This is a genomic window from Desulfogranum japonicum DSM 18378 (genome assembly GCF_000429945.1).
Lineage (GTDB): Bacteria > Desulfobacterota > Desulfobulbia > Desulfobulbales > Desulfobulbaceae > Desulfogranum > Desulfogranum japonicum.
The window spans coordinates 54,277-60,293 of sequence record NZ_AUCV01000039.1; the positions used below are offsets into that span (position 1 = coordinate 54,277).

The 6,017-nt window shown below is 42.8% G+C and carries 9 protein-coding genes and 1 pseudogene; 4 read left to right on the forward strand and 6 right to left on the reverse strand.

Translation table 11 applies throughout. From position 1 onward, the window contains the following. Positions 1–56: 56 nt before the first annotated feature. Entirely contained in the window at positions 57–251 is a 195-nt protein-coding gene (locus G493_RS0116600; RefSeq protein ID WP_161629843.1) for a KTSC domain-containing protein, read from the reverse strand. A gap of 394 nt (positions 252–645) precedes the next feature. On the opposite strand from G493_RS0116600, the gene G493_RS0116605 reads away from it, so the two are divergent. After that, on the forward strand, positions 646–1,395 hold the full coding sequence (locus G493_RS0116605) for an SAM-dependent methyltransferase (RefSeq protein ID WP_028581303.1): 750 nt from the start codon (positions 646–648) through the stop codon (positions 1,393–1,395). An 80-nt stretch (positions 1,396–1,475) separates the two neighbouring features. Here G493_RS0116605 and G493_RS34390 read toward each other — a convergent pair. Continuing rightward, positions 1,476–1,736: pseudogene (locus tag G493_RS34390) on the reverse strand (IS5/IS1182 family transposase); the annotation flags it as partial. 524 nt (positions 1,737–2,260) lie between these two features. Here G493_RS34390 and G493_RS0116615 point away from each other — a divergent pair. The 3 genes from G493_RS0116615 (at position 2,261) to G493_RS0116625 (ending at position 4,348) form a co-directional block, all read left to right on the forward strand. Then, positions 2,261–2,701 (forward strand): acetyltransferase, encoded by a 441-nt coding sequence (locus G493_RS0116615; RefSeq protein WP_028581305.1) that lies wholly within the window; start codon positions 2,261–2,263, stop codon positions 2,699–2,701. A gap of 69 nt (positions 2,702–2,770) precedes the next feature. After that, positions 2,771–3,469 carry a hypothetical protein gene (locus G493_RS0116620; protein ID WP_028581306.1) on the forward strand — a complete coding sequence of 233 codons (699 nt, stop codon included), beginning with the start codon at positions 2,771–2,773 and terminating at the stop codon, positions 3,467–3,469. 321 nt (positions 3,470–3,790) lie between these two features. Beyond that, positions 3,791–4,348: a hypothetical protein gene (locus G493_RS0116625; protein ID WP_153306555.1), complete on the forward strand. Its 558-nt coding sequence runs from the start codon at positions 3,791–3,793 to the stop codon at positions 4,346–4,348. A gap of 4 nt (positions 4,349–4,352) precedes the next feature. Here G493_RS0116625 and G493_RS0116630 read toward each other — a convergent pair whose 3' ends face one another. The 4 genes from G493_RS0116630 to G493_RS34030 all read right to left on the reverse strand — a co-directional run bounded on the left by G493_RS0116630 (position 4,353) and on the right by G493_RS34030 (position 5,553). Continuing rightward, entirely contained in the window at positions 4,353–4,643 is a 291-nt protein-coding gene (locus tag G493_RS0116630; protein WP_028581308.1) for a hypothetical protein, read from the reverse strand. A 324-nt stretch (positions 4,644–4,967) separates the two neighbouring features. Then, the gene (locus tag G493_RS0116640; RefSeq protein WP_028581309.1) at positions 4,968–5,213 is read right to left on the reverse strand and encodes a hypothetical protein; all 246 of its coding nucleotides are present in this window, start codon (positions 5,211–5,213) and stop codon (positions 4,968–4,970) included. After that, positions 5,213–5,407, reverse strand: a complete 195-nt coding sequence (locus G493_RS0116645) for a hypothetical protein (RefSeq protein ID WP_028581310.1) — start codon at positions 5,405–5,407, stop codon at positions 5,213–5,215. The genes G493_RS0116640 and G493_RS0116645 overlap by 1 nt, the downstream gene beginning before the upstream one ends. Then, positions 5,395–5,553 (reverse strand): hypothetical protein, encoded by a 159-nt coding sequence (locus tag G493_RS34030; protein WP_205623703.1) that lies wholly within the window; start codon positions 5,551–5,553, stop codon positions 5,395–5,397. Before G493_RS34030 ends, G493_RS0116645 begins: the two co-directional genes overlap by 13 nt. Positions 5,554–6,017 lie beyond the last annotated feature (464 nt).

The following is a 6,017-nucleotide window of genomic DNA, read 5'->3' on the forward strand; positions in this document are numbered from 1 at the left end:
TGAAACCATCTTTTTATGAAGCCTGGCTTGTCAATATTGTGATGTGCCAGGCTTCACTAACAGGCATATTTACCACGAATATTGGCCTCAAAATATTCTTTTTTTGAAGTAGCTTCGAGTAGTCCTTCAAATACCTCCGGCGGAACAGAACAGTAGGTAAGGATTCTCTGCATTGAGAATTCTATTTTCATAGTTCGGTTCGATGCATCATACCCCGCAGCACGAATGGTCAGCGATCTTAACCTGTTCATTTTCATTATTTTTTTCTCCTGGTAATAACGAGAATCGTCTCGACAACTGTATTGTTTTATTGTAACTACTCACCTTCTCCAGGTTGAACTTCTGACACATCATCCGCTAAAGCCAACTGGATTGCTACCTGGAGATTAACCCTCTGGCTTGCCATTGTCTGAAGATAACTTGAAATTCTACAATAGGCCTAAGCATATTGTTTACGTTGAAAATAGCTTGATTTTTTCAGCTTTACCTTTGTCATGCATAGATCCCCTTTTACTCTGTTATTAGTAAAAATCATAGGGCCCTTTAGCGAGTGTGTGGCCATAAACGAAGATTTTTACTCAAGTTTAAGGCATGCCTTAATTAACTTGATGTCGCCTTTGCCAAATTCACCAGGAAAGCTTTACAATGGACATTCCACGGATATTTACTATTCTCGAGAGCGCTCACCGCATCCATAACCCGTTCACCGTCGACAAGTATGCCACTCTTGGTGCGGCGCTGCGTCTGGAGCCTGGGGCACGAATACTTGATCTCGGCAGCGGCTCCGGTGAGATGCTGTGTACCTGGGCACGTGACTACGGCGTCATTGGTACCGGTGTCGATATGAGCCAATTGTTCAGTGAGCAGGCCAGATTTCGTGCCGAAGAACTTGGCGTGGCAGAACAAGTCAGATTCATCCATGGCGACGCAGCAGGCTATGTCTCTGAGGAGAAGGTCGATGTGGCGGCCTGTGTGGGCGCAACTTGGATCGCCGGGGGTGTTGCCGGCACCATTGAGCTTTTAGCACAGAGCCTGCATCCTGACGGCATTATCCTTATCGGTGAGCCCTATTGGCGGCAGTTACCGCCAACGGAAGAGGTTGCTAAGGGGTGTCTTGCCAACTCCATCTCTGACTTTCTCCTGCTTCCTGAATTTATAGCCTCTTTTGGTCGCCTTGGCTATGACGTCGTTGAAATGGTTCTGGCAAACCAAGATGGCTGGGATAGATACGAGGCTGCTAAATGGCTCACGATGCGTCGATGGCTTGAAGCCAATTCCGACGACGAGTTCGCGAAAGATATCCGAGCCCAACTGACTACGGAACCAAAACGCTATGTCACATACACCCGCGAGTATTTGGGCTGGGGTGTGTTCGCGTTGATGTCGCGGTTTTGACTCAAGTATACCTAGATAGTGTCGTCACTAGATATTACACCAAAGAGCAATGTATCTGATATATACAGCAGTAAGAAAAGTCTGAATTTATAAAGATCCTTGTCGTACGATCGCTGCAAAGTCCGATTTACCTCGGGCGGAATGACCGTGCCAAAACTTTGATCTATCGGCAAGCTGGTATTCGGCATCTATGCCGTTTATCAAGAGAGAAGCCTGCGAACAACCTGCTCTGATACCTTTCGCGAAAATAACTCTGGCCGGCATACCGTGCGCATCTACGGCCAGATGTATCTGGTTGTTTGGCCACCTTTTCTGTGAGACATATCCTGATTGGCGCCTTCCCAACATATGAGATCTTGATCGACGTCATGGGAAACTATTTCAAAAATCAGCAACTCGATCTAGGGTAGATCGGGCAGGCTAACCGAAGAAACTCTGTGATGACTTATGGGCCAGCTTGTACAGTTGGCACTCTGGCAGAGATTCGAATCGTTTTATTTCTGCTTTGTTCATGGTATACTCCTTTGCAAATAATTTGAAAATCAGACTGTTACAGAAGTATACACGCTTTTCTGCCGCATAGCGGTTCTTTCCGGTAACCAGTTTGTGCAGATAAGTTGCTGAACTGAAGTGTTTTATTTGTAACAGATCATAGCTACTCCACGGAGTCTCCCACTGGTCGCTTATCTCTTTGTACGATCGCGGATTCCCGCATAGATAGCCTACCGGAGTCTTCGCTTACCTGCGAAAAAACGCGCTTGTACAAATCTGAGGCAACTGTGACCAGTTATGACTCAAAACTAATTGAAATATCAGTGTTGTTAACACCGCGATCATTTATTTATATTTTGTATGATGAATACTGATGAAGATTTATACTATTAATCCAAGCGATTACAAAGAATTAATTGAGATTTGGGAAGCATCTGTTCGCGCCACACATGATTTTTTGAAAGAAGAAGATGTATTGTTTTTTAAAACGTTGATACTTGAACAATATTTTGACGCTGTTGATTTGCATTGTGCTAAAGATGAACATGGGAAAATACTTGGATTTATTGGTGTTGCAGACGATAATATCGAAATGCTCTTTATCTCTCCAGATTGTAGAAGGCAAGGTGTTGGCAGGGTCTTAATAGACTATGCGATCAATTGTCAAGGTGCAATTCAGGTTGATGTAAATGAACAAAATCCTCAAGCAATTGGTTTTTATAAACATATTGGATTTAAGGTTGTTGGTAGATCAGCTACAGACAGTCAAGGAAAACCTTTTCCTCTTCTGCACATGACCTTGAATACGATTTAATAGCCACTTACAAACGGATCGAAAATAATTCTGTGTGTTCCTTGCTCCTTTTTATGTGAAGCGCACGTTATGAGACAACATATAAATAAATGGCTAAAAAAATATTTATATATTTTTGTTTACACTTTTTTATTTGTTTTTTCATCGTATGATTATCTCTTATCCAAAGAAGAGTCTATACTTACAGAAAAATGCTACATTGATAATAATTACGTTTTATTATACAAAATAATTAATTGGTGGAATGATAGCAGCTCTGATGAAGATAATATTGTATGTGGGGACACTCTGAGGTATGTTGTTACAGGTGTCTCAATAATACATTACGATAATAAAAAAGAACTTCTAACAATAAGTACCAATAGCTATCTCGAAGATTTGGTATCTCTTTTTAAAGAGTGCAGAGAATGCGAAGGTCCTTCTTATTTTAAATGCTCATATATTAATGAAAAATATTTTGGAAAAACTCAGATAGAAAATGCTTTAGATGTACATGGAACAATTAATGCTGTTAGATTCAAAAGTATAACAAATAAACAGGCTCAGTTCTTGATTGAAAATGAAAAATATATTGCTATTACTTTAGAAGGTGTTGTAGGCGGTTTGATTTTGGAGAATGGTAAAATAGCTTTGCATCACAGTGGTAATTTTTTAAAATCATGTCCGCAATCACGTAAAGGATCAGTGAAAAAATATCGAACAACTTTAACGATTAAAAACTATCTTACTAATGATATACTAGCTACATACGATATTATTTCAGAATAATATTTATCGTTATAACCTGAATTAGTAAACTCTATTTTGATGATTGAAGTATGAATGTAATTACTCTCACACAAAAAGACGTAATAAATCTTGATAGATTTTTTCTTGTAAAATTTTCTGAATCAGATGTTTTTTTTAGAAAAAATCTGTAAAATACATGTATGAGGGTATATTTTTTGGTACAGATAGAAAACGAACATGGTTACAAGCAGCAGGCTCATTTTCCAGTCTGTCAAATCGAAACAGCAGTTTACAGGGCCAGCTGCAACAAGAAAGACTTTCCAGAAAGCAGATCGTTTCTTGAAAGGATATTCGGCTAATATGATAAATATCCAGACAGGTGATGTGTTTTGTGTCCGGGGTGGGATGGAGACTACCTCAGCCATTATTCGTTTTATTGAACGTGTGTGGTCAAAAGACAATGGAGCAACCTATGGACATTCCGGAATAATTAGGGACTCCAGTGGAAACACACTTGAGTCATTGTGGGTGGTTAAAGAGGGAAACCTTGAGCAATATGTTGGCCAACAGATTGTCATCTATAGGCCTGTGAATGACTTGAATGGATGTCAGATCGATCCGGAAACCATAGCCAAGGCCTATGTTGACCTGCGCACTGAGTATTTAGGAAGATGGTACGCAATCCCTCGCCAGATATTGCACCTGCTGCCTCCCCTGGCAAGATTGTTTTCCAGTGATCACAGGTTTATCTGTTCTGAGTTGGTAGCAAAATTTCTTTGTCTTATCAATGCCAGATATAAACCATATATCGGCGTTACCCCGGATAGGTTAGCCGATGAATGGCATAGAAGGAAAAATTATCAAAAAGTTTTTGAAGGTGTTTGGCGGGCATGGCCAACTGAAGAATTAAAAATGTAATAGTTCACCCGGCGTGTAGCCCATCAATGGCCTCATCGATCAGCTCATCCCAGTCCTGCCCCTGGGGTGCAGCTTCCCTGCGGTATGCAGAGATCACTTTATCAGCCTTCAATTCACTAGCCTTGAGATCCTTGAACGACTCAACCCATCCCCACCCAGGGTCTTGATAGCCAACTGCCTCAAGAAGCGGTAATTGGTTGGTTCGGAAATCAGACATGCTCACAGGGGCAAGCCCCGCCGTCCAGGCAGCTTCGATGAACCATGCCGCAACCTTCTGATTCATTTTCTCATACATAATAAACTGCTTACCACCATAAGAAAGTCGCTCTTCCTGGGATCCTTAACGGGCAGAGGAATACGAGGCATCGGTATAATCATTCGTTGGTAAACGCCTCGTAACTTATGCCGATACCGGTTGATTGGGTGCGGCGAGATTTCTCCGACATGCGGCTCGTGCTGATTTCCTGGGCGGTTATGGCTGGCAACGACAATGTCTGTGCCGTAGGGGGTGGCTAAATACGGCCAGGGTTGACGTACTCAAGCATATTGTTCCAGGTAGTCGGCCAGTTGTTGTTCTCTGCGGTCTCTCCAACCTGAGATTCAATGCCAGGGTATCCTGTCATCTGTCTATGATGGTCTGCATGGTTCGCTTGGTATCAGCATCTGCAGAAAGTGGGCGTGGCCGGAAATTTTGGTTGGAGCCCAGTGGGTTCTCCAGCCACGTAGAGGTGCGGTACAGATCGCGGTGGTAGAGGTAACGGGCTGCTGTTGCAGGCCTGCCGATGGCACGCAGATTGGTAGCCAGGGATGTGAAAGCGTTGTAGGCTTTTGCCCTGGTCGATGTTTTCTCTATCGCCTGCTGCATCAACGGCGCCCTCTGAACACTGCTGAAGCATGGGGTAACCGATCCCTGCGGGAAAGGGTAGCAATGATGGCCTCCAGCCTGCGGATTTCGACCTGTATCGGAGCAAGCTCGTGCTTGGTATGCGTCTGATTACCAACACCAACCAGGCAAACACTGTAGGCAACAGCACCAGTGCAATAAACTAAACGATACAAATGTCATGTGCTCTCCTCTTTATCCCTATGGTTGTTGATTGTTCCACCCATGCGGTCATGCAGCATGTCAATTCTTTCCTGCTGGGCAACTGTTGTCTGCCGTAGCTCATTTTTTTCAGCCCTATCTGCTCGATCTCTTTTTCCATAAAAAAGATAACCCTATTATAGGTACTCTTTCTTAACCGTTGCAGCCGGTTCTCTATCTATCATGTATTGACTAGCAGATTATAATACAATGCTTGGCTTATAGCCGCCGCTTTGATCCGAAATCAAACTCAATGGCATTGGTTGTCGTTAGCCCAAGTTCGTGACGCTGGATCACAATTTATCGTAAATACAGATATTTACCGGTCCAGCATGTGCCGTTATGGCACTACTTTTTTTCTTATTCTGTGAGCAGTTACTTTTTATTCATATTGTTGTCTTCACCTGCTTACCTGGTAGATTTTGCACTCCAAGAGCTGACAAAATTTCCTGTTGGGATGCATCCGGGCGACTACTTTTTCTCACGTGCACTGTACTGCCGTTCTTACACTTCATTGAAATTGTCATTCTGCACTGGGTAGAAAGAATCTGACGTATGCTTGCCCAGTTACTCACAATACCTGCC